Annotated in this window: 19 protein-coding genes; 14 read left to right on the top strand and 5 right to left on the bottom strand. The window is 71.9% G+C overall.

Features of this window, described 5'->3' with window-relative positions:
• Positions 1-245 precede the first annotated feature (245 nt).
• A complete protein-coding gene (locus tag ABD841_RS04935; protein WP_344968299.1) occupies positions 246-1475 on the bottom strand; it encodes a DUF349 domain-containing protein in 1230 nt (409 codons plus the stop codon).
• Between the two features lie 60 nt (positions 1476-1535).
• A complete protein-coding gene (locus ABD841_RS04930) occupies positions 1536-2390 on the bottom strand; it encodes a peptidylprolyl isomerase (protein WP_344968297.1) in 855 nt (284 codons plus the stop codon).
• A 148-nt stretch (positions 2391-2538) separates the two neighbouring features.
• Between ABD841_RS04930 and ABD841_RS04925 the strand changes: the two genes are divergently transcribed.
• Genes ABD841_RS04925 through aspS form a run of 3 tightly spaced genes read left to right on the top strand, consistent with a single transcriptional unit; the run spans position 2539 to position 6283 of the window.
• Positions 2539-3267 carry an MBL fold metallo-hydrolase gene (locus ABD841_RS04925; RefSeq protein ID WP_344968295.1) on the top strand — a complete coding sequence of 243 codons (729 nt, stop codon included), beginning with the start codon at positions 2539-2541 and terminating at the stop codon, positions 3265-3267.
• A gap of 2 nt (positions 3268-3269) precedes the next feature.
• Complete coding sequence (gene hisS / locus ABD841_RS04920; RefSeq protein WP_344968293.1) at positions 3270-4535, top strand: histidine--tRNA ligase; 1266 nt, start codon at positions 3270-3272, stop codon at positions 4533-4535.
• The gene (gene aspS, locus ABD841_RS04915) at positions 4532-6283 is read left to right on the top strand and encodes an aspartate--tRNA ligase (RefSeq protein ID WP_344968291.1); all 1752 of its coding nucleotides are present in this window, start codon (positions 4532-4534) and stop codon (positions 6281-6283) included. The genes hisS and aspS overlap by 4 nt, the downstream gene beginning before the upstream one ends.
• Positions 6284-6396: 113 nt before the next feature.
• Here the strand turns inward: aspS and ABD841_RS04910 are convergent, their stop codons facing one another.
• Together ABD841_RS04910 and ABD841_RS04905 are read right to left on the bottom strand one after the other, a co-directional pair.
• Positions 6397-7614: a cytochrome P450 family protein gene (locus ABD841_RS04910; protein ID WP_344968289.1), complete on the bottom strand. Its 1218-nt coding sequence runs from the start codon at positions 7612-7614 to the stop codon at positions 6397-6399.
• 321 nt (positions 7615-7935) lie between these two features.
• Positions 7936-8832 (bottom strand): peptidylprolyl isomerase, encoded by an 897-nt coding sequence (locus tag ABD841_RS04905; RefSeq protein WP_344968287.1) that lies wholly within the window; start codon positions 8830-8832, stop codon positions 7936-7938.
• Positions 8833-9033: 201 nt separating this feature from the next.
• Here ABD841_RS04905 and ABD841_RS04900 point away from each other — a divergent pair, with 201 nt between their 5' ends.
• Both ABD841_RS04900 and ABD841_RS04895 read left to right on the top strand, forming a co-directional pair.
• A complete protein-coding gene (locus ABD841_RS04900) occupies positions 9034-9495 on the top strand; it encodes a DUF2231 domain-containing protein (protein WP_344968286.1) in 462 nt (153 codons plus the stop codon).
• Positions 9496-9525: 30 nt separating this feature from the next.
• On the top strand, positions 9526-10845 hold the full coding sequence (locus ABD841_RS04895) for a replication-associated recombination protein A (protein ID WP_344968284.1): 1320 nt from the start codon (positions 9526-9528) through the stop codon (positions 10843-10845).
• 90 nt (positions 10846-10935) lie between these two features.
• On the opposite strand, the gene ABD841_RS04890 is transcribed toward ABD841_RS04895, so the two are convergent.
• Positions 10936-11628, bottom strand: a complete 693-nt coding sequence (locus ABD841_RS04890) for a TetR/AcrR family transcriptional regulator (protein WP_425581948.1) — start codon at positions 11626-11628, stop codon at positions 10936-10938.
• Positions 11629-11671: 43 nt separating this feature from the next.
• Here ABD841_RS04890 and ABD841_RS04885 point away from each other — a divergent pair, with 43 nt between their 5' ends.
• The 9 genes from ABD841_RS04885 (at position 11672) to ABD841_RS04850 (ending at position 20842) form a co-directional block, all read left to right on the top strand.
• The gene (locus tag ABD841_RS04885) at positions 11672-12607 is read left to right on the top strand and encodes a hypothetical protein (protein ID WP_344968280.1); all 936 of its coding nucleotides are present in this window, start codon (positions 11672-11674) and stop codon (positions 12605-12607) included.
• Complete coding sequence (locus ABD841_RS04880; protein WP_344968278.1) at positions 12604-13917, top strand: isoprenylcysteine carboxylmethyltransferase family protein; 1314 nt, start codon at positions 12604-12606, stop codon at positions 13915-13917. Before ABD841_RS04885 ends, ABD841_RS04880 begins: the two co-directional genes overlap by 4 nt.
• 170 nt (positions 13918-14087) lie before the next feature.
• A complete protein-coding gene (locus ABD841_RS04875) occupies positions 14088-14480 on the top strand; it encodes a DUF948 domain-containing protein (protein WP_344968276.1) in 393 nt (130 codons plus the stop codon).
• Positions 14477-14731, top strand: a complete 255-nt coding sequence (locus tag ABD841_RS04870; RefSeq protein WP_344968274.1) for a hypothetical protein — start codon at positions 14477-14479, stop codon at positions 14729-14731. The genes ABD841_RS04875 and ABD841_RS04870 overlap by 4 nt, the downstream gene beginning before the upstream one ends.
• Before the next feature lies 1 nt (position 14732).
• On the top strand, positions 14733-17405 hold the full coding sequence (gene alaS / locus ABD841_RS04865; RefSeq protein WP_344968273.1) for an alanine--tRNA ligase: 2673 nt from the start codon (positions 14733-14735) through the stop codon (positions 17403-17405).
• Positions 17406-17454: 49 nt separating this feature from the next.
• Positions 17455-18000 (top strand): Holliday junction resolvase RuvX, encoded by a 546-nt coding sequence (gene ruvX, locus ABD841_RS04860; RefSeq protein WP_344968271.1) that lies wholly within the window; start codon positions 17455-17457, stop codon positions 17998-18000.
• Positions 17997-18518, top strand: coding sequence for an endolytic transglycosylase MltG (locus ABD841_RS40750; protein ID WP_425581947.1), 522 nt, complete (start codon positions 17997-17999; stop codon positions 18516-18518). The genes ruvX and ABD841_RS40750 overlap by 4 nt, the downstream gene beginning before the upstream one ends.
• A 306-nt stretch (positions 18519-18824) precedes the next feature.
• Positions 18825-20003 carry an endolytic transglycosylase MltG gene (mltG, locus tag ABD841_RS04855; protein WP_344968269.1) on the top strand — a complete coding sequence of 393 codons (1179 nt, stop codon included), beginning with the start codon at positions 18825-18827 and terminating at the stop codon, positions 20001-20003.
• Positions 20000-20842 (top strand): shikimate dehydrogenase, encoded by an 843-nt coding sequence (locus tag ABD841_RS04850; RefSeq protein ID WP_344968267.1) that lies wholly within the window; start codon positions 20000-20002, stop codon positions 20840-20842. Before mltG ends, ABD841_RS04850 begins: the two co-directional genes overlap by 4 nt.
• The last annotated feature ends 199 nt before the right edge of the window (positions 20843-21041 follow it).

Raw genomic sequence — 21041 nt, 5'->3', positions numbered from 1 at the left:
GCCGGTGAGACGGCTCGGACTGTGAGACGAGCTCAGCGCCGGGAAGCGGCTCGGGTCCGTGAAACGGCCCCGGACCCGTGAAACGGCCCGGACGGTGAGAGGGCCGGGCCCGCGGGACGGCCCGGGGCCGGCGCAGGCCGGTGAAAGCGCAGAGCCGCGAGGGGCGCTCCGTGGCGGAGCGTCCCTCGCGGCCCGTCAGGCCCCGTCCCGCCCGCCGTACGGCGGGGCGGAACCCGGCGCCGGGATCAGGAGAACTCGGCGAGCGTGCGCTCCGCCTCCTCCAGCCACGAACGCCGGGCGGCCAGGGCCTCCTCGGTGTCCTTGGCCTCCTTGTCCTTGCCCGCGGCCTGGGCCTTGGCCAGGCGGTCCTCCAGCTGGCCGATCGACTTGCGCAGCTGGTCGACCGTGTTCTGGGCGCGGGCGCGGGCCTCGGGGTTGGAGCGCTTCCACTCCGCCTCCTCGGCCTTGCGGACCGCGTCGTCGATCTTGCGCAGCCCGCCCTCCAGGCGGTCCCGCTGGTCGCGCGGGACCGGCCCGGCGGCCTCCCAGCGCTCCAGGATGCCCCGCAGGGCGAGCCGGGCGGTGCGCACGTCGGAGATCGGCAGGATCTTCTCCGCCTCGGCCAGCAGTTCCTCCTTGACCTCGGCGTTGGCGGCCAGCGACGCGTCCCGCTCGGCGAAGACGGCCGAGCGGGCCTGGAAGAACTGGTCCTGGGCGCCCTTGAACCGGGCCCAGAGCTCGTCCTCCACCTCGCGGGAGGCCCGGCCGGCCATCTTCCACTGCTGCATCAGCTCGCGGTAGGCCGAGGCGGTGGCGCCCCAGTCGGTGGACGAGGAGAGTGCCTCGGCCTCGGCGACGATGCGTTCCTTGGTGGCGCGCACGTTCTCGCGCTGCTCGTCCAGCCCGGCGAAGTAGGCCTTGCGCCGCTTGGCGAAGGCCGTGCGGGCCGCCGACAGGCGCTTCCAGAGCGCCGCCTCGGTCACCCGGTCGATACGGTCGGCGGCCTTCCACTCTTCGATCAGCTGGCGCAGCCGCTCGCCGCCGCTCTTCCAGTGGGTGGTGTCGTCGGCGATGCGCTCGGCCTCGGCGACGATCCGTTCCTTGACGGCCCTGGCCTCGGCGCGGGCCACGTCCCGGGCCGCCTTGACCTCCTCGCGGCGCTGGGCGACCAGCTCCGAGAGGGTGCTCAGCCGGTTCAGCAGCGAGTCGAGGTCCCCGACGGCGTGCGCGTCGGTGATCGCGTCGCGGAGCTTGACGATGGTCGCCTCCGCCTGCGCGGGCGGCAGGTCGGTGCCCCGGACTCGCTGCTCCAGCAGGGCTACCTGCCCGGCCAGCTCGTCGAACTTGCGATGGAAGTAGGCAAGGGCCTCCTCGGGTTCGCCGGCCTGCCAGGACCCGACGGCCCGCTCTCCCTCAGCCGTACGTACGTAGACGGTGCCGTCGTCGTCTACCCGGCCCCACGGGTCGGTGCTCACCGTGTCCTCCCGCACTTTCATCAGCCTTTCGGGACTCGTCCGTCCCTTGGATGTATTACGTCAGCTCTTGCTGGACATTGTCACGTCTTTGATTTCGACGGTTTCCTTCGGTGCCCCCGTACCGTCCGGCCCGGGGGTGATGACACCGGCCTTGTTCACCTTGTCGATGATTTCCAGCCCTTCGGTGACCGTACCGAACGGTGTGTAGTCCGGAGACAGCGGGGCGTCCCCGTACACGATGAAGAACTGGCTGCCGTTGGTGTCGGGGCCGCTGTTGGCCATGGCCACCACGCCGCGCTTGTACGTGGCGCCCTCCAGGTTCTCGTTGACGAACCGGTAGCCGGGGCCGCCCTGGCCGTCGGTCTGGCTCTTGCCGTCGGCCTTGGCCAGCGGGTCGCCGCACTGGATCATCGGGAACTGGTCGTTGCCCAGGCGGTGGCACTTGGAGCCGTCGAAGTAGTTCTTCTCCGCCAGGAAGGCGAAGGAGTTGACCGTGCACGGGGTCTTGTCAGGTGACAGCTTGATCACGATGTCGCCACGGTTGGTCTTCAGCGTCATCGTCGTGGGCTTGGCCTCGACCTTCTCCGGCGGCATGCCCACGTTCTTGGCCGGGCTGCCGTCGGCGTCGGCGACGTAGCCGCAGGTGCCGCTGGCCGGGTCGAACGCCTTGGGCTGGGCGCCGGCCGCCTCCGTGGGGGCGGCGGAGGAGGACGGGTCGGCCGTGGCCGTCGCCGTGGTGTCGGAGCCCCCGAACAGGGTCGTCGCGGCGACCACGCCACCCACGACCAGCACGCCGACCACGCTGGTGCCGAGGATCGCGTTGCGCTTGGCGCGCGCCTCCCGTTCGGCGCGCCGCTGCATCTGCCGCTCGTAGTGCTCGCGCGCCAGCTGCTTCTGGCGCTCCTTGCCGCTCACCGCTTCGTCCTCCCGGATGCCGGAGTATCACTTAATGAGGTGGGCGAATCGTATCGGCCAATGGGTAATGGTTCGCAGCCTGCCGACCCGCACCGGTACCCTTCGGTTACATTCCCATCCGCATTCTTGACGAGATCAGCTGAGGCAGATGCTCATCGCCGGCTTTCCCGCAGGGTCCTTCCAGACCAACTGTTACGTCGTGGCTCCCGCCGCGGGCGAGGAGTGCGTGGTCGTCGATCCGGGCCAGAACGCCGTGGGCGACCTCGACGACGTGCTGCGCGAGCACAGGCTCAAGCCGGTCGCGGTGCTCGTCACCCACGGTCACATCGACCACATGTGGTCGGTCGCCCCGGTCTGCGGCGCCCGTGACGTCCCCGCGTGGATCCATCCCGAAGACCGCGAGCTGCTCTCCGATCCCGGCAAGGGGCTGTCGCTCTCGGCCAAGCAGCAGCTGTTCGGCGGGCTGACCTTCGCCGAGCCGGACGACGTGCGCGAACTCACCGACGGTGAGGTGCTGCACCTGGCGGGTATGGAGATCAGCGTCGACCACACCCCGGGCCATACCCGGGGGTCGGTGACGTTCAGGCTGCCCGGCACCGAGGAGATCCCCGACGTGCTGTTCTCGGGCGACCTGCTCTTCGCCGGCTCCATCGGTCGCACCGATCTTCCGGGCGGCGACTACCCGACCATCCTGCGCAGCCTGGCCGCCAAGTGCCTGCCGCTGCCGGAGGAGACGGTGGTCCTGCCCGGCCACGGACCACAGACCACGATCGGCCACGAGCGTGCCACGAACCCGTATCTCGCCGAGGCGAGGGCGGTCGCGGGTGCCGGCTCCGCGAGCCCCGCGCACGACCGTGGTCCCGGCAGGGGACTTTAAAAATGACTTTGCAGGCGCCCAAGGGCACCTTTGACTGGCTTCCGCCGCGCTCCGAGCGGGCGCTCGCCGTGCGCGAGGCGCTGACCGCGCCCGTCCGCAGGGCGGGCTACGGCTACATCGAGACTCCGGTCTTCGAGGACACCGCGCTGTTCGTACGCGGCGTGGGCGAGTCGACCGACATCGTCTCCAAGGAGATGTACACCTTCGACGACAGGGGCGGGCGCTCCATCACGCTGCGCCCCGAGGGCACCGCACCGGTGGTCCGCGCGGTCCTCCAGCACAACCTGCACACCGGGCAGCTGCCCGTGAAGCTGTGGTACTCGGGCAGCCAGTTCCGTTACGAGCGGGCCCAGAAGGGCCGCTACCGCCACTTCTGGCAGGTCGGCGCCGAGGCCATCGGCGCGGAGGACCCGGCGCTCGACGCCGAGCTCATCCTGCTGGCCGTCGACGGCTACGCGGGGCTGGGGCTCACCGGGGTCCGGCTGCTGATCAACACGCTGGGGGACCGGGAGTGCCGCCCCGGCTACCGGGCCGCGCTCCAGGACTTCCTGCGCGGCCTCGACCTCGACGAGCCCACCCGGCAGCGCATCGAGATCAATCCGCTGCGGGTGCTCGACGACAAGCGCCCCGAGGTGCAGGCCCAGCTGGCCGGCGCGCCGCTGGTCGTCGACCACCTGTGCGAGGCGTGCAAGGCCTACCACGAGGAGGTCCGCTCGCTGCTGACCGCCTCGGGCGTGGCCTACACCGACGACCCGCGCCTGGTCCGCGGCCTCGACTACTACACGCGCACCACGTTCGAGTTCGTGCACGACGGCCTGGGCTCCCAGTCGGCGGTCGGTGGCGGGGGCCGCTACGACGGGCTGAGCGAGATGCTGGGCGGTCCCGCGCTGGCCAGTGTCGGCTGGGCGCTCGGCGTCGACCGCACCGTCCTGGCCATGGAGGCCGAGGGCCTGTTCGGGGACGACGCCGCCGAGTCGCGTGTCCAGGTGTACGGTGTGCCGCTGGGCGAGGAGGCACGCCGCCGGATGTTCCTCCTCGTCACGGAGCTGCGGCGGGCGGGCCTCTCCGCCGACATGTCGTTCGGCGGCAAGGGCGTGAAGGGCGCCATGAAGGGCGCCGACCGCTCGGGGGCGGGCTACGCCGTGATCCTCGGCGACCGCGACATCGCCGCCGGGGCCGCGCAGGTCAAGGACCTGGCCAGCGGCGACCAGACCGCCGTACCGCTCGCCGAGATCGTCACGACGTTGAAGGAGAGACTGGACAAATGATCCGCACCCACGAAGCGGGATCACTGCGCAGGGAGCACGCCGGGCAGCGGGTGACGCTGGCCGGTTGGGTGGCGCGCCGCCGCGACCACGGTGGGGTGGTCTTCATCGACCTGCGTGACGCCTCCGGCTCCGCACAGGTGGTCTTCCGCGAGGAGGACGACGCGCACGGCCTGCGTGCCGAGTACTGCGTCAAGGTCGTCGGAGAGGTGCGGATCCGTCCCGAGGGCAACGAGAACCCCGAGCTGCCCACGGGCGAGATCGAGATCGTCGCCTCCGAGGTCGAGGTCCTCAGCGAGTCCGCGCCGCTGCCGTTCCCGGTCGAAGGCCACGCGGAGGTGTCGGAGGAGGCCCGGCTCAAGCACCGCTATCTTGACATCCGCCGCCAGCAGGTCGCCCAGGCCATGCGCATCCGCTCCAGGGCCACCTACCTGGCCCACGAGGTGATGAACGAGCACGGGTTCACCTACGTCGAGACTCCGACGCTCACCCGCTCCACCCCCGAGGGCGCCCGCGACTTCCTGGTCCCCGTCCGGCTCCAGCCCGGCAGCTGGTACGCCCTGCCGCAGTCGCCCCAGCTGTTCAAGCAGCTCCTCCAGGTCGCCGGCCTGGAGCGCTACTACCAGCTGGCCAAGTGCTACCGCGACGAGGACCTGCGCGCCGACCGCCAGCCGGAGTTCACCCAGATCGACGTTGAGATGTCCTTCGTGGACCAGGACGACGTCATGGCGCTGGGCGAGGCGCTGGTCGGGCGGATCTGGAAGGAGATCCTCGGCTACGAGCTGCCGACGCCGCTGCCCCGGATGACCTACTGGGAGGCCATGTCGCGCTACGGTTCCGACAAGCCCGACCTGCGCTTCGGCCAGGAGCTCGTCGAGATGACCGAGTTCTTCGCCGAGACCTCCTTCCGCGTGTTCCAGGCGCCGTACGTGGGCGCCGTGGTCATGCCCGGCGGCGCCTCGCAGACCCGCAAGGAGCTCGACGCCTGGCAGGAGTGGGCCAAGTCGCGCGGTGCCCGGGGCCTGGCGTACGTGCTCGTCGGCGAGGACGGCACGCTCGGCGGCCCGGTCGCCAAGAACCTCTCGGAGGCCGAGACCGCGGGGCTCGCCGACAAGGTGGGCGCCAAGCCCGGCGATGCGATCTTCTTCGCGGCCGGGGCCCCCGGGGCCTCCCGCGACCTGCTGGGCGCGGCCCGCCTGGAGATCGGCCGCCGCTGCGGCCTGATCGACGAGTCGGCGTGGAACTTCCTGTGGATCGTCGACGCCCCCATGTTCGAGCCCGTGCACGACGAGGTCGGCCGCCAGATCGGCTGGACCGCGGTCCACCACCCGTTCACCGGGCCCAAGCCCGAGTGGGCCGACACCTTCCACGACAACCCCGGCGAGGCCCTGGCCTACGCCTACGACATGGTCTGCAACGGCATGGAGATCGGCGGCGGCTCGATCCGTATCCACCGGGCCGAGATGCAGCAGCGCGTCTTCGACGTGCTCGGCATCTCCAAGGAGGAGGCGGAGAGCAAGTTCGGCTTCCTGCTGGAGGCGTTCAAGTACGGTCCCCCGCCGCACGGCGGCATCGCCTACGGCTGGGACCGGATCTGCATGCTCCTCGCGGGCGGCGACTCGATCCGCGACGTCATCGCCTTCCCCAAGACGGCCTCCGGCTTCGACCCGCTGACCGGCGCGCCGACCCCGATCACCGCCGAGCAGCGCAAGGAGGCGGGCGTCGACGCCAAGCCCAAGGCCGAGGTCTGACCCGGTTCCACGCCTGACGCGGGCCTGCGCCCGGCCGGGCGGGTGCGTGACGGAAGACCCCCGGACGAGGTCCGGGGGTCTTCCGCCGTCTCCGGGCTCCGGACGACGCCGGGTCAGAACGTGACGGGCAGGGCCTCCAGGCCGCGGATCAGCGAGCCGCTCCGGCGCCAGGCCGCCTCGGCGGGCGGGCAGTCCAGCGCGAGGCCCGGCAGCCGGCGCAGGAGCGTCTCGAAGGCGATCCGCCCCTCCAGGCGGGCCAGCGGGGCGCCCAGGCAGAAGTGGATGCCATGGCCGAAGGCCACGTGGTGGTTGTCGGCACGGGTGACGTCCAGGGTGTCGGGGTGGGCGAACGCCTCCGGGTCACGGTCGGCCGCGCCCAGGGAGATGTGCACCACCGAGCCCTCGGGGATGTGCACGCCCGCGATCTGGAGGTCCTCGGTGGCGAAGCGCAGGGTGGCCCGCTCCACCGGTCCCTCGTAGCGCAGGAACTCCTCCACCGCGGAGGGGATCAGCTCGGGCCGCTCCCGCAGCAGCGCGAGCTGGTCGGGGTGGGTCAGCAGGGCCAGCACGCCGTTGCCGATCAGATTGACCGTGGTCTCGTGGCCGGCGATGAGCAGCAGCGTGAGCGTGGCCATCAGTTCCTGCTCGCTGAGCAGTTCCCGGTCGTCGCGGGCGGAGACCAGCGCGCTGATCATGTCGTCCCGGGGCTCGGCCCGGCGCTCGGCGATGAGCCGCCCGAAGTAGTCCCGGATGGCGGCGTTCACCTCGGCGCGGCGGCGAAGTTGCTCCTCGTCCATCGCGGGGTCGATCAGCGTGGCCGACCATTCACGGAAGGCGTCGCGGTCCTCGGCGGGAACGCCGAGCAGCTCGCAGATCACCACGATCGGCAGGGGGAAGGCGAAGTCGCCGATCAGGTCGGCCCGGCCCGTGGGCGCCATCGCGTCGACGAGCCCGTCGGCGATCTCCTGGATCCGCGGGCGCAGGCTCTCGGTGCGCCGCGGGGTGAACGCCTTGGAGACCAAGCGGCGCAGCCGGGTGTGGTCCGGCGGGTCGGAGCTGAGCATGTTGTGGGCGAGTACCGGGTTGTTCCGACCGGCGTCCGTGACGAACTGGCGGAACACCGCGGGGGCGTGCTTGAACTCCTTGGACAGCCGGGGGTCGTTGAGCGCGGGCCGGCCGTGTTCGTAATCGATCACCAGGAACGCGTCCGTGCCGGGTGGGAAGTCGATCGCGTGCACCGGGCCCTTCTCGCGCAGCGCGGCGTAGACCCCGTAGGGATCCCTGGCGAACTCCGGGTCGAACACGAACTCGATCGGCAGCTTCTCCGCCATCGGCGCTCCCTCGGTGAGGTGGATCGCGCGTTGCGCGCGTCTTCCCTTCGAGTCTGGCTCCCGGCGGGAACCGTCGCGTCGCCCCTTCCCGCGCCCCACAGGCGTCCTGGGAGGCCGGATGGCGCCGTCCCGGTCCCCTTCCTGCGGAAATGACCCGGCGGACCGCACATGGCCATTCTGGGGCTCTGCCGGGGCGTCGGCGCCCGTCGCCGTACGCCGCGCCGACGCGGAACGCCCCGGCGGTCCGGTGACCGCCGGGGCGTTCCGACGCGGGGGCGTCCGCAGCCGATTGCCGCCGGGCCCGTCAGGCCCGGAGAACCGTCAGGAGAGTTGCACGTCCTTGAGGATCAGCGGGATCTTGGGGGCGGTGGAGCCGCCGTCACCGGTGACGTCCTCCGGGTTGAGGATCCACCCGCCGCCGTAGATCTTCTCCAGGACGTCCATGCCCTTGGTGACGACGCCGAAGGGCGTGTAGGCCTTGTCGATCTGGTCGGTCTCGTCCGACATCGAGATGAAGAACTGGCTGCTGTTCTGGTTGCTCGCGTCGGGAGCCTGGGCCAGGGCGACGACGCCCTTCGTGTACGGCATGCCGCCGAGGTTCTCGTCGTCGAAGACGTAGCCCGCGCTGCCCTGCCCGTCGGTCGGGTTCTTGCCGTCGGCCTTGGCCTGCGGGTCGCCGCACTGGATCAGGCCGAGGCCCGAGTTCTCCGGGGTGGCCAGGCGGTGGCACCTGGTGTTGTCGTAGAAGTTCTTCCTGGCCAGGAAGGCCAGGGAGTTGACTGTGCACGGGGCCTGCGGGGTCGCCAGGTCGATCACGACCACCCCGTGGTTGGTGGTGATCGTCATGGTCTTCAGCTTCAGGTTGGGCTTGCTCGGCGGCATGCCCACCTTCTTGGCCGGGCTGCCGCTGGTGTCCTTGCGGTAGCTGCAGGTCTTGCCGGCCAGCGCGGCGCTGGGGGTCGGGCTCGGCGGCGCGAGGGCGCTTTCGCTGGCCGAGGGGGTCGGAGAGCCGCTGGCCGCCACCGGCTTCTTCTCCTCCTCCTCACCGCTTCCCGAGATCAGGGTCGCCGCCGCGACCAGGCCTCCGACGACGACGACCACCGCGGCGACCGCTCCGAGCGTGGCATTGCGCTTCGACTTCGCCGCCTCCTCGGCACGCTTCGCCTGCCGCTCCTTGTGTTCCCGAGCCAGCTGGCTCTGGCGGTCCTCGGCGCTCACCGCTACGTCCTCCAGGATTGCTGTTACTTGACTACGGACAGGCCGAAAGCGTACCGGCCTTGGAGTGTGCTGCACGTAAGTGACAGAACTCGCCATATGGGGATGTGGGGATGAGCGGGATTCTCTTCACACTCGCCATAACCCGTTCATGGTGTGATCCATAGCTGCTGACAACGAACCCCGCACTATCCGGAGTCATCCATGTTCGACGAGGTCCTCGGCCTCCCCGCGCACCCCCTGATCGTTCACGCCGCCGTGGTTCTCACCCCTCTCCTGTCGGTTCTCGCCGTCGTGTACGCGCTGGCGCCCCGTACGCGTCCCGCGCTCACCTGGGCGGTGGTCGGCCTCTCCCCGGTCGTCCCCGTGAGTGTCTTCGCCGCCAGGGCGAGCGGCGCGGCGCTCAACGAGAGCCGCTTCTCCTCCGCGAGCGGCGTGCTCGGCGAGCGCATCGCCGTGCACGCGGCCCTCAGCACCCCCCTGCTGATCGCCGCCGTCGGGCTCGGCCTGGCCTCGCTGGGGCTGGTCCACGTCTCGCGCGGCGACCGGTTCGGCCGTCCGGTCGAGCTGGCCGTCTCCGGGCTCACCGTGGTCCTGGCCGTCGTCGCGCTCTACTACGTGGTGCGGGCCGGGCACACCGGTGCCACCGCCGTCTGGGGGAGCTGACGCCGTCGTCCTGGCGGTACTGTCTCAGGCGTGGACAGCCTGTTCGACGCGGTGGCGGAGGAGGCCCATCGGGGCCAGGAGCCTCTGGCGGTGCGGATGCGCCCCCGGACCCTGGACGAGGTGATCGGCCAGCGGCACCTGCTGGGCCCCGGCACGCCGCTGCGCCGCCTCGTCGAGGCGGAGGCGCCCATGTCGCTGTTCCTGTGGGGCCCGCCCGGCACCGGCAAGACCACCCTCGCCTACGTCGTGGCGGGCGTCACCGAGCGCCGCTTCGTGGAGGTCTCCGCGGTGTCGGCGGGCGTCAAGGAGGTCCGCGCGGCCATCGACCAGGCCCGGCGCGAGCTCGGCATGTCCGGCCGCCAGACCGTCCTGTTCGTCGACGAGGTGCACCGTTTCAACAAGGCCCAGCAGGACGCCCTGCTCCCCGCGGTGGAGAACCGCTGGGTCACCTTCATCGGCGCCACCACCGAGAACCCCTTCTTCTCCGTCATCTCGCCGTTGCTCTCGCGCTCGCTCCTGCTGACCCTGGAGTCGCTGTCCGAGGACGACGTCCGGGCCGTCATCGAACGCGCCGTCGCCGACCCGCGCGGACTGGGCGGGAAGGTCCGGCTGGCGCCCGAGGCCGCCGGGCACCTGGTCCGGCTGGCCGGGGGAGACGCCCGCAGATCGCTCACCTACCTGGAGGCCGCCGCGCTGATCGCCGACGGTGAGATCACCGTGGAGGTCGTGGAACGCGCCGTGGACAAGGCAGCTGTCCGCTACGACCGCCAGGGCGACCAGCACTACGACGTGGTCAGCGGTTTCATCAAGAGCATGCGCGGCTCCGACGCCGACGCCGCCCTGCACTACCTGGCCCGGATGATCGAGGCGGGAGAGGACCCCCGGTTCATCGCCCGGCGGATCGTGATCTTCGCCTCCGAGGACGTCGGCATGGCCGACCCCACCTGCCTGCAGGTCGCGGTGGCCGCCGCCCAGGCGGTGGAGTTCATCGGCCTGCCCGAGGGGCGGCTCAACCTGGCCCAGGCCGTCATCCACTGCGCCCTGGCCCCCAAGTCCAACGCGGTGATCAAGGCCATCGGCGCCGCCGCCGAGGACGTGCGGCGCGGCAACATCGGCCATGTCCCCGAACACCTGCGCGACGCCCACTACGCGGGAGCCAGGAAACTCGGCCACGGCAAGGGCTACAAGTATCCCCACGACTTCGAGCACGGCCTGGTCCGCCAGGAGTACGCCCCCAGGGAACTGCGGGACCGGCGCTACTACCAGCCGACCCGGCACGGGGCCGAGGCGGGCTTCGCCGAACGCTGGTCCAGGATCCGCTCCTTCCTCCGCGGCGAGCGGGGCGAGTAGCCCGGGAGCGCCGGGGAGGACGGCTTTCCGGCTCCCGGCCGGTCGCCCCGGCGTACCGGACGGTCGCCCGGGCCGCCGTCCTGCGAGGTGTCAGTCCGCGGGGCGCCGCCCCCCGGCGGGCGGAGTGCGCCGGCGCGGGAAGCGCATGGTCAGCAGCTTGGCGCGCGGGGCGAGCCGCCCGGCCAGGTCGAACAGGGCTTCGGTCCGGGAGCGGTCGGCGTCGAGATGGGTGAACAGGTTCACGCCCAGGTAGAAGGTGATCGTCGCGTACGCCAGGTCGCGGGGCGGCAGCAGCCGGGCCAGCGGTGAGCCGCCGATGACCCGTTCGAGCGTCTCCTCGACGAAGTCGATCCACGGCTCGGACCGTTCGACGATCTCCCGCTTGAGCTCGGGCCTGGCGATGCTCGCGCCGACGAGCTCCGAGAAGAACGTGATGTGCCCGCCCTCCAGGTCGGCCCGGTAGATCCTGTTGGCGGCCTCGACCAGTTCCTCCAGGGTCCGGGCGTCCGCCACGGCCTCCCGGTAGGCGGCCATCCGCCGCTCCGACGAGTGGTCGAGCGCGGCCAGCAGCAGTGGGTCGACGCCCCCGAAGTGGTAGAAGACCAGCGCCGAGTTGACCTCCGCCGCCTTGGCGATGCTGCGGGCGCTGGTCCCGGCGTAGCCCTCGGTCCGCAGGACCAGCGACGCGGCCTCGATCAACCGCTCGCGTGTCTCGGCACCCGCCTGCTTGCTCACCCGAGCTCCCCTCGCTCCGCTCCTTGCCCCGGACTCCTTCCTAAGCATACGGTTTAATCAAGTGATTAAACCGATCGATGAAGAGGCCTCCGTGAACGACTCCCCGAGCGACCCCCCCGAGCCGGAGCCCGAGACGGGACCGGAGCCCGGACCCGGGCCGGACGCGCGTGACCGGCGCAGGGCACGGCGATCCCTGGCCGCCGTGCTGCTCGCCCTGTTCGCGGCCCTGCTCGCGTACCGGGTGCTGCACGCCGGCCACCTGGAGCAGACGGCCCTGTTCTACGTCGGCATCCCCGCCGTGATCGCCATCACGGTGGTGCTCACGGCCCGGCCGAGAACCGTCACCGGGCTCGTCATGGCGGCCGTCACCATCGGCCTCGCCCTCGCCGGGCCGCTGCTCGGCGAGGGGATCGTCTGCCTCGTCTTCGCGGCCCCGCTCTTCTACCTCGTCGGCCTGCTCATCGGGGTCGCCGCGGACTTCGCCCGCAGGCGCGGCACCGGCGCCCTGCTCGCCCCCCTGGTGCTGCTGACCGCGATCGGCGGCGGGGAGATGGCCGCGCCGCCGCGTGACGGCGCGGTGACCGTGGTCCGCGCCGCGTCCGGCGCGCAGGTGGAACGGGCACTGGCCGCCGCTCCCCGGTTCGGCCCGGTCGAGTCGCCGTTCCTGAGGCTGGGCTTCCCGGCGCCGGTCCTGGGCGAGGGGACGGGCCTGGAGGTCGGCGCCCTGCGGGAGATCACCTTCACCCCGCGCCGCTCCCTGGGCATCGGCGCCGTCCCCGAGCCCCGCTCGATGACCCTCCGGGTGACGGAGCGTTCCCCGGGCCGGGTCACCTTCTCGGTCGTTCGTGACACCACCGTGGCCCGCTGGCTGGAGTTGAAGGAGGCGGAGTTCGCCTGGGGCGACGGCCGGCTCGCCCTGACCATGCGCTACCGCCGCACCTTCGACCCCGGCTGGTACTTCGGTCCCCTGCAGCGGTACGCGGTCGGCGAGGCGGCCGGATACCTGGCCGGGACCTTCGCCCGGTGACCGGCGTGATGGGTGATCCCGCGCTGGTGCGTGGTCTGGCGCTCATGGTCCCCGTCGCCGGCGTGGCGGTCGCGGCGGCGTGGCGGAGACCGGGGGAGCGGGAGATCGCCGCGGCGATCCTCGCCACGGTGTGGAATCTGTCGGCGCTCGCCGCCGTGAACGCCCTCGCCCCGCACCTGGGCTGGTGGGAGTTCCACGCCGTGGGAGCGGTCCACCGCGGCGTCCCGCTGGACCTGCTGCTGGGCTGGGCGCTGCTGTGGGGGGCGCTGCCCGCCCTGGCCGCGCCGGCGGCGCCGCTCCCGCTGACCGCGGCGGCCCTGGTCTGGCTCGACCTGGCGGTGATGCCGCTGGGGGAGCCCGTCGTGGTCCTCGGCGCGGACTGGCTCACGGGCGAGGCGGCCGCGGTCGCCGCCGGCCTGGTCCCCGGGCTGCTGCTGGCCGCCTGGACGGTGCGGGACCGCAGGCTGGTCGCCAGGGCGCTGCTGCAGGTGATCCTCTCCGGCGCGCTCTGGCTGGCCCTGCCCGTCGCGCTGACCGGGGTGTGGCGGCAGCCGGCGTGGGCGCTCGGCCTGGCCGCGCAGGCGCTCGCCGTGCCGCTGCTGCTCGGCCTGGCCGCGGTGCGGGAGTTCGTCGCCGCCGGGCGCGGCACGCCCCTGCCGTACGACCCGCCGAGGACGCTGGTGACCACCGGTCCCTACGCGTACGTGCGCAATCCCATGCAGGTGTCGATGGTGGCGGGCTATCTCGTCCTCGGCCCGCTCGACGCGCGGTTCTTCGCCGCCGCGCCGGTCGCCTTCGCCTACGGCGCGGGGCTGGCCGCCTGGCACGAGGGGGAACGGCTCGCCGGGCGCTTCGGCGCGGAGTGGGCCGCCTACCGGAGGGCGGTGCGGCCGTGGATACCGCGCCTGCGGCCCGGGCCCGTCCTGCCCCCGGCCTCCCTCTACGTGGCGCGCGGCTGCGCCACCTGCTCGTCGGTGGGAGAGTGGATCGCGCGCCGCGACCCCGTGGGGCTGCGGGTCCTGGCCGCGGAGAGCCACCCGGAGGGGCTGCGCCGGATCGCCTACGAGGGCGCGGACGGGCGGTCGTACCGGGGAGTCGCCGCCCTCGCCCGGGCCCTGACCCACGTCCACCTCGGCTGGGCGCTGGCGGGCTGGGCCCTCATGCTCCCGGGGATCACCTGGTTCGCCCAGCTCTGCACCGACGCCCTCGGGTACGGCCCGCACACCCTGCCCGGCCCGGCCGGACCGCCGGTCGCCGCGGCGGCGACCCGGTCCGCGAGATCCGGCGACGGTCCGGCGGCAGCCCGGTGACGGCCAGGGAACGGCCCGGTGACGGCTCGGTGACAGTCGTGGGCCACGAGGTTTCCCGGGCCGCCCCCGCGGCACGGGGAACGCCCCCGTCACGCGGCGGGCCCGGTGAGCGGGGCGAGACGCGATAGGGTCTTGCCCATTCCGGCCGGGTGAACTAAGGAGATCGGCGCATGCTTACCGCAGGAGAGGTCGCAGGACTGATCGTCGCGATGGCCTGGGCGATCCTCGTCTGCTTTCTGATCGTCGTCCTCGTCCGGCTGGCCCGGCTGCTCACCGAGACCACCAAGATGGTCTCCGAGCTGAGCGAGCGCGTCGTGCCGCTGCTGGAGGACGTCACGACGGCCGTCGGGGAGACCAACCGCCAGCTGGTCGCGGTCGAGGCGATCACCCGCGACGTCAAGCAGGTCAGCGGGCACGTGGCCAAGGTCAGCGACGTGACGCAGAACCTGGTCACCGGCCCCCTGATCAAGCTCGCGGCACTCACCCACGGCGTCCGCCGCGCCCTGGGCGCCCGCAGGAGCGGCAGGTCCGTCCCCCGGGCGCTGGAGAGGCGGCGTCGATGATCCGCAGACTTTTCTACATGGCCCTGGGCGCGTTCGGCGCGGTGTGGGTCATGCGTAAGCTTCAGACACTGCATCCGAACCACCTGGCGCGCCGCGCCGTGAGCAACGCCGCCGGGATCCTGGAGCAGGCGCGGGAGTTCGCCGGTGACGCCCTGGACGGCGCGGCCGAGCGGGAAACCGAGTTGCGGTCCAGGTTCGGGCTCGACACTGTGGAAAATCCCTATCACTACGACGTAAAGGATGGCCGCTGACATGGAGTCGGCAGAGATCGCCCGCCGCTTCCTGCGCTTCTTCGAGGAGCGTGGGCACACCGTCGTGCCCTCGGCCAGCCTCATCGCCGAGGACCCGACGCTGCTCCTGGTGCCCGCGGGCATGGTGCCGTTCAAGCCCTACTTCCTGGGCCAGCAGAAGCCGCCCTACAAGCGGGCGGCCAGCGTCCAGAAGTGCGTGCGCACCCCCGACATCGACGAGGTCGGCAAGACGACCAGGCACGCCACGTTCTTCCAGATGCTCGGCAACTTCTCCTTCGGCGACTACTTCAAGGAGCAGGCGATCCCGTTCGCCTGGGAGCTGCTCACCCGCTCCGAGTCCGAGGGCGGCTTCGGCTTCCCCGAGGAGCGGCTCTGGGTGACGGTCTACCTCGACGACGACGAGGCCGCCGACATCTGGCACAAGAAGGCCGGAGTGCCGGTGGAGCGCATCCAGCGCCGTGGCCTCGCCGACAACTACTGGCACATGGGCGTGCCCGGCCCGGGTGGGCCGTGCAGCGAGATCTACTACGACCGCGGTCCCGAGTACGGGCGCGAGGGCGGCCCGGTCGCCGACGAGAACCGCTACCTCGAAGTCTGGAACAACGTCTTCATGCAGTTCCAGCTCGGCGCGGTCCGCAGCAAGACCGACTTCGACATCGCCGGCGAGCTGCCCGCCAAGAGCGTCGACACGGGCATGGGCCTGGAGCGCATGGCGGCGATCCTGCAGGGTGTTGACAACATCTACGAGATCGACACCACCTACAAGATCCTCGACCGGGCCGCCGAGCTCACCAAGTCGCGCTACGGCCGCGACCCGCGGGCCGACGTCTCGCTGCGGGTCGTCGCCGACCACGTCCGGACCGGCGTGATGCTCGTCGCCGACGGCGTGCTGCCCTCGAACGAGGGCCGGGGCTACGTGCTCCGGCGCATCCTGCGCCGCGCCATCCGCAACCTGCGCCTGCTCGGCGCGGGCGAGGAGCGTTACATGCGCGAGCTCACCGGGGTGACCATCGACGTGATGGGCGAGCAGTACCCCGAGCTCAAGGCCGACGCCCCGCAGATCCACGGCGTGATCAACGCCGAGGAGGCGTCCTTCCTGGGCACCCTCCGCACCGGCACCGCCATCTTCGACGTGGCCGTGGAGGAGACCAAGCGCAAGGGGCAGGGCACGCTCGCCGGCGAGCAGGCCTTCCAGCTCCACGACACCTACGGCTTCCCGATCGACCTGACCCTGGAGATGGCCGCCGAGCAGGGCCTCAAGGTCGACGAGGAGGGCTTCCGCCGGTTGATGAAGGAGCAGCGCGACCGGGCCAAGGCCGACGCCGCCGCGAAGAAGACCGGCAACGCCGACATCTCGGTGTTCGGCCAGATCCTGGAGAAGACCGGCAAGGTCGAGTTCCTCGGCTACGACCAGGTGACCGCCGAGTCGGAGGTCATCGGCATCCTCGCCGACGGGCTCCCGGTCCCCGCCGCGGGCGCCGGCACCTCCGTCGAGATCGTGCTGGGCCGCACGCCGTTCTACGCCGAGGGCGGCGGCCAGCTCTCCGACCAGGGCGTCATCCGCACCGACGGGGCCGAGATGGACGTCACGGACGTGCAGTCGCCGGTCGCCGGCGTCATCGTGCACCGGGGCAAGGTCCGCGCCGGCGAGATCCGGGTGGGCGACCAGGCCCAGGCCGAGATCGACGTCGAGCGGCGCCGGGCCATCTCCCGCAGCCACACCGCCACTCACCTGGTGCACCGCGGCTTCCGCAACGCGCTGGGCGAGACCGCGGCGCAGGCCGGTTCGGAGAACTCGCCCGGCCGTTTCCGCTTCGACTTCACCGCCGCGGGCGCCGTACCGGCCAGCGTGCTGCGCGACGTCGAGGACGAGGTCAACGCGGTCCTGATCAACGACCTGAAGGTCAACGCCTTCCACACCTCCCAGGCCGAGGCCCGGGCGATGGGCGCGCTGGCCCTGTTCGGCGAGAAGTACGGTGACACCGTCCGCATCGTCGAGGTCGGCGACTACTCCCGCGAGCTCTGCGGCGGCACCCACGTCGCCAGCTCCGGGCAGCTGGGGCTGGTCAAGGTGCTGGGCGAGGCCTCGATCGGCGCGGGCGTGCGCCGCGTGGAGGCCCTGGTCGGCCTCGACGCCTTCCGCTTCCTGGCCAAGGAGAGCGTGCTCGTCGCCCAGCTGTCGGAGCAGCTCAAGGCCCGCAGGGAGGAGCTGCCCGAGCGGATCGAGGGCATCGTCACACGGTTGCGCGCCGCGGAGAAGGAGCTGGCCACGCTGCGCTCCGCCCAGGTGCTGGCCGCGGCGGGGGAGATGGCCGCGAACGCCCGCGACCTGCAGGGTGTCTCCGTGGTCACCCACCGCGCGCCTGATGGCACCTCCCCGGACGACCTGCGTAAGCTCGCGCTGGACGTGCGCGGCCGTTTCCCGGGCGACCGCGCCGCGGTGGTCGTGGTCGCCGGTGTCCCCGCCGACCGGCCGGTCGTCGTCGCCGCGGTCAACGAGGCGGGACGCACCCGGGGCCTGAAGGCGGGCCGTCTGGTCGGCGTCGCGGCCAAGACGCTCGGCGGTGGCGGTGGCGGCAAGGACGATGTGGCGCAGGGGGGCGGTGTGCGCCCCGAGGCGATCGGCGACGCGCTCGGCGCCGTCGAGCAGGCGATCACCGAGACGCTCACCTGACGGCCGACGACACCTCCACCTCGTTCGGCGGGAGGGTGAGGCAAGGATGATGAGAGACGGCGTTCGGCTGGGCGTCGACGTCGGCTCGGTCCGCATCGGCGTGGCCCGCAGCGACCCGTCGGGGTTGCTGGCCACGCCGGTGGAGACCGTCCGGCGCGGCAGGGGCGACCTCGACCGGCTCGCGGAGATCGCGGCGGAGTACGAGGTGGTGGAGGTCGTGGTCGGCCTGCCCACCTCGCTCTCCGGGCGCGAGGGAGCGGCGGCCGAGGCCGCCCGCGACTTCGCCGCCCGCATCGCGCGGCGGCTCGCGCCCGTCCCGGTACGGCTGTTCGACGAGCGGCTGACCACGGTCACCGCCCAGCAGGGCCTGCGGGCCAGCGGAGTGAAGGCGAAGAACCAGCGCGGAGTGGTGGATCAGGCGGCGGCGACCGTACTGCTCCAGGCGGCGCTGGACGCCGAGCGGGCCACCGGCCGTCCCCCGGGCAGACCCGTCGAGCTCCCGGCCCCGGCCGGGCCCGCCGTGCCCCCGGGGCGCGACGCCGCGGAGCCGTCCGGCGGCTCCGGTGGAGGGCCGGGCGGCGGGGCCGCCCGGTGAACCGCCCGCGGCCCACGTGGCCGCAGGTGGCCGGGACCACCACGCCCGCCCTCGGCCCCACTCCCCACGCCGGGAGTACCGGGGGGTTCCCGTTCCCGGCCGTGCACGAGTTCCCGGTCGCAGACGAGTTCCCGGGCACGCACGGGGCGGAGCCGGGCACCGGCCCGGCCGACGCGCCCGCCGCGACGGCGGAACGGTACAGGCGGCCCGCCGCGGAGCCCGACCTGGAGAGATGGGCGGCCCGTCGCGGGTTCCGGCCCCGCCGGGCGGTCACGGCGCCCGGCGGCTTCCGGGTGGAGGGCGGGCGTGACGCGGACCATCCGAAGATCGCTAGAGTGATCCACGACCGGATCAAGGCCCGGACGCCGCTCCAGCCGGGCACGGCGGTGCCGCATGCGCGGGAGCGCGGGACCCCGGAGGTGTCCGAGAGGGGCATCGCGGGGAAAACTCCGTACAACGCCTGTCTCGGGCTCGGCCTGCCCCCGGAGCTCATTGCCACGTGGGGGAGAAGGCGTTGACCGCGACACTTGGGCCAGACCAAGGTGATTGGTTCTGGTTTGTCACTACCAGTCCGGAGCATAGAATCACGAAATTCACTGACAAAGAGAGTGAGTTTGTGAGATACCGGGAACGGCTGAACAGATACCTCGGGAGGCGCTGATGCCCGGCGGAACACTCCCCGTTCCGTCGCATATGGCGACCTGCACCGACGGGCCGGACGACGATCCCCGGGGAAGCGGGACATCTGGCCGGGTGTTCTCCTTCGGTTTGGCACACCCGCTTGACGCCAGGCCGTCCCAACCGGGAGATTGGCCAGCGCAGCTATGAACGATCTCGACATGGACTTCCTGGTCGGCTCGGACGACGACGATCAGTCGGGCCGCAGATCCCGCGCATCCTCCGGGCGGCGCGGCCGCCGCCGGAAACGCCGCCGCAACCGGGGCGGGTTCCTCGCCCCGATGCTCGCGATCATCGTCCTGCTGGGCGGCATCGGAGCGGCGGGATTTTACGGCTACAACTGGGTCCGCGACGCGCTGACCCCCGACGACTACACGGGCCAGGGGTCCGGCGAGGTCGTCGTGGAGATCAAGGACGGCCAGAGCGCCACCGAGATCGCGCAGACCCTGGAGGAGAAGGGCGTGGTGAAGAGCGCCAGGGCCTTCACCGACGCCGTGGCCCAGGCGGGCAAGAGCTCCTCCCTGCAACCGGGCGAGTACACCATGCGCAAGCAGATGGCCGCCGCCGAGGCGGTCAAGCTGCTCGACCCGAAGAAGCGGCTGCTGGAGCGGGTCACCCTCAAAGAGGGGCTGCGCCTGAACGACACCCTCAAGAGGCTCGCCGAGGCGACCGGCAAACCGCTGCGGGAGTTCCAGCAGGCGGCGAAGAAGACCCGTGACCTCGAACTGCCCTCCTACGCCGGGGGCAAGCTGGAGGGATACGCCTTCCCGGCCACCTACGACATCACCCCCAAGATGACGGCCACCGACATCCTGACCCTGATGGTCGACCGCTTCAAGCAGACCGCCGGCAAGGACAACTTGCAGGCCAGGGCCAAGCAGCTGGGGCGCACCCCGCACGAGATCATGACGATCGCCAGCATCGTCCAGGCCGAGTCGGGCACCGTCGACGACATGGGCAAGGTCGCCCGGGTCATCTACAACCGGCTCGACGGCAAGCCGGCGCTCGACGGCGCCACGCCGCGGCTGCTCCAGATGGACAGCACGGTGATGTACGCGCTGAACAAGTACGGCATCGCGGCGACCAGCAAGGACCTCGAGAGCACCTCGCCCTACAACACCTACAGGTTCGAGGGCCTGCCCCCGGGACCGATCGCCAACCCGGGCGACCACGCCATCCAGGCGGCGCTCAACCCCACCAAGGGCAACTGGATCTGGTTCGTGACCACCGACCCGAAGCGGGGCATCACCAAGTTCACCGCGTCGGAGTCGGAGTTCTTCCGGCTCAAGGCGGAGTTCGAGCGGAACCGGGCGGCCGGCGGGTGAGGGCCGCGGTTCTGGGGTCGCCGATCGTCCACTCGCTCTCCCCGTACCTGCACCGCGCCGCCTACGAGGCCCTCGGCCTGCACGACTGGCGCTACGAGGCGATCGAGTGCGACGAGGCCGCCCTGCCCGGCCTCCTCGACCGGCTGGGCGGCGAATGGGCCGGGCTCTCACTGACCATGCCGCTCAAGCGCGCCGTGCTGCCGCTGCTCGACACCGTCTCGGAGCTGGCGCTTCAGGTGGGCGGGGCCAACACCGTGGTCTTCTCGGGCGGTGCCCGGCACGGCGAGAACACCGACGTGTACGGCATCGTCCGGGCGCTCGCCGAGGCGGGCGTGGCACCGCCCCGGGCGGCGACCGTCCTGGGCGGGGGCGCGACGGCCTCCTCCGCGCTGGCGGCCCTGCGCGAGCTGGGGCTGGGCGAGGCGACGCTGGTGGTGCGTGACCCGGCCAGGGCCGGGGAGACCGTGGAGGCGGCCGAGCGGCTGGACATGGGCCTGGCGGTGCAGACCTTCGACAAGCTCGACACCGTGCTGGAGGTCGACCTGGTCGTCTCCACCCTGCCCGCGGGCGCGGCCGACGGCTTCGCCGGCCTGCTGGCGGGCGTGCCCGCGCTCTTCGACGTGGTCTACGCCCCCTGGCCGACCCGCCTGGCCGCGGCCGTGGCCGAGCGGGGCGGCGTCGTCGTCGGGGGGTTCCCCATGCTCCTGCACCAGGCCGTGCGGCAGGTCGAGATGATGACCGGGCGCACCGGGGTGCCGGTGGAGGCCATGCGCGCCGCGGGCAAGGCCGAGATCGTCAGGCGTGCCGTCCCGGCGGACCGGGTTTTCCGTGGGGGATGATTCTGCGTGAGCGCGTGGTTGTGGTAATGTAACGACTCGATCGGTCCGGCATGCCTGCTGGACGCGCAAGCGGAGGTCGTCCTCCCACCTCGTCGGCCGCAAGGCTGACAGGTCAGGATCACACCGGGTAACTCCGGCAAGAGCTTACGGCGTCAAGCCTTCGAGTTCATGTGGCCCCGCATGCGCGACGTGCGGGGCA

Origin of the sequence: Streptosporangium fragile (genome assembly GCF_039534445.1) — a bacterium.
In the GTDB taxonomy this organism is placed as follows: Bacteria; Actinomycetota; Actinomycetes; order Streptosporangiales; family Streptosporangiaceae; genus Streptosporangium; species Streptosporangium fragile.
This window is presented reverse-complemented; position numbering and strand designations above follow the sequence as displayed.